3 protein-coding genes are annotated in these 1,613 nt (G+C 36.8%); 1 reads left to right on the top strand and 2 read right to left on the bottom strand.

Annotated features, from left to right (window positions below):
• A partial coding sequence (locus Q0200_RS07790) for an aminotransferase class I/II-fold pyridoxal phosphate-dependent enzyme (RefSeq protein ID WP_297939970.1) occupies positions 1 to 446 on the top strand: 446 nt, incomplete at its 5' end.
• A gap of 94 nt (positions 447 to 540) precedes the next feature.
• On the opposite strand, the gene Q0200_RS07795 is transcribed toward Q0200_RS07790, so the two are convergent.
• Positions 541 to 1,227 carry a hypothetical protein gene (locus tag Q0200_RS07795; protein ID WP_297939972.1) on the bottom strand — a complete coding sequence of 229 codons (687 nt, stop codon included), beginning with the start codon at positions 1,225 to 1,227 and terminating at the stop codon, positions 541 to 543.
• A 13-nt stretch (positions 1,228 to 1,240) separates the two neighbouring features.
• Positions 1,241 to 1,561: a DUF2695 domain-containing protein gene (locus tag Q0200_RS07800; RefSeq protein WP_297939974.1), complete on the bottom strand. Its 321-nt coding sequence runs from the start codon at positions 1,559 to 1,561 to the stop codon at positions 1,241 to 1,243.
• Between the last annotated feature and the right edge of the window lie 52 nt (positions 1,562 to 1,613).

Genomic DNA, 1,613 nt, shown 5'->3' on the forward strand with positions numbered 1-1,613 from the left:
AAACTTCTACAGAAAACAGCAAGCAAAACTTGAATTCAAAACAGCAGAAAAACAAGCTACAAAGCCAAAGCACGAGCAACATAAACTCCCTAACGCAAGCCGGCGCCATCCCTGCTCTGCTGGGCAAAGCCGACGAAGATATCGCGTATATGAAGGGCGAGTTTAAAAAGCGCCGCGACCTAGGCGTAGAGATGATAAACGCTATACCAGGACTTAGCGTGCTTAAGCCTGACGGCGCGTTTTATCTTTTCATCAACTGCTCCGAGGTCGAGCCAGATAGTATGAAATTTTGCAAAGAGCTGCTAGAAAAGGCTAAGGTCGCCGTGGTGCCGGGCGTTGGGTTTGGTATGGACGGATACTTTAGGCTATCTTTTGCAACCGATTTAGAAAGTATCAAAAAAGGTATCGAGAGGATCGGCGAATTCGTAAAAAGCTATAAAAGATAATTAAATTTTGACTTAAATTTGACGCGGCGAGTAAATTTGCGGCGTCAAATTTATGCTGTGCTAATGGATTAAAATTTGTTTTTTGCAAACAAATTCATAGTAGACCTTTTGCAAATAGGTACATATCCAAAATTTTTGCTTTTGTATATTTCAACTTTGAATCTTTTTCGCTACCGACTTCCTTTGTATAGATACTAACCGTATCAAAATCGACCTTGTTTGCATTGTAGAATTTGTTTAAAAATTCTAAGGACTCCTTGTATTTTTTGTTAAAATTCTTAGTTGTGTTAAGGGTATTAATATTAAACTTATCTCCATTGTATATGTTTTTTATACTTTGAGATACATATCTGTCGTATGCGGGGACTATTCCTAGTGTGCCTAGCATTATTTTACTAACTAGCACAAGGTGATTGTTATCGGCTTTAGGCGGCATAATACAATCCTTTATACCATTATAAATATCAACAATTCTATCTAAATTATTTTCGTAGTTATCTATGTCTATATCCCAATCTTGTTCGTCAAGGCTATTTATAAATTTAATAACTTTTTTATAGTGCGCAAGATTTGTTTGAAGTAAAAACGAACTACCGCGAAGCATACCCCAGCTAGCCAGGTAATAGCCCAACTGTAAACAATCTTTTTCTAAATCTATGCCAGAGTTTTGTTTCTTGTAAAAATAGTTGTAGCAAAAATCAAATGAATAATATCGGTGATGCGAGCTAGTTTTATTTTTTTCAAATTTATCTATTTGAATTTTTATATCATTTTGTTTCATGTCTGCAACTTCCTTATATTAATTTTTCCTCTAAATACTCAAATTTCTGCTCAACGTTCATCATCACTTCGCAGTCGCAGTATCCGCCCTGCTCTTCGAGCCACGCAAGCACGCTTAAAACGTCTTTTACATCCAAATTTGAGAGAATTTGTTCGGTGAGTTTTAGGCTGTGATCGCAGCCGTGCGCGTGAAGCTGGGCATCCAAAAGCTCGAAAAGCTGTATAAATTTATCCTCGGACATAGGCAAATTCTGCCTAAATTCGGCTAGTTCTTTTTCTTTTATAGCTTTTAAAACTTCTTTTCTTTTGCTTTTTTCTGTGGATTTTGCGTTCAAATTTACGCCTTTGGTAGTCAAATTTGACGGCGATTATAAAAAGCCGTCAATT

It is taken from the genome of uncultured Campylobacter sp., assembly GCF_938045225.1.
Lineage (GTDB): Bacteria > Campylobacterota > Campylobacteria > Campylobacterales > Campylobacteraceae > Campylobacter_A.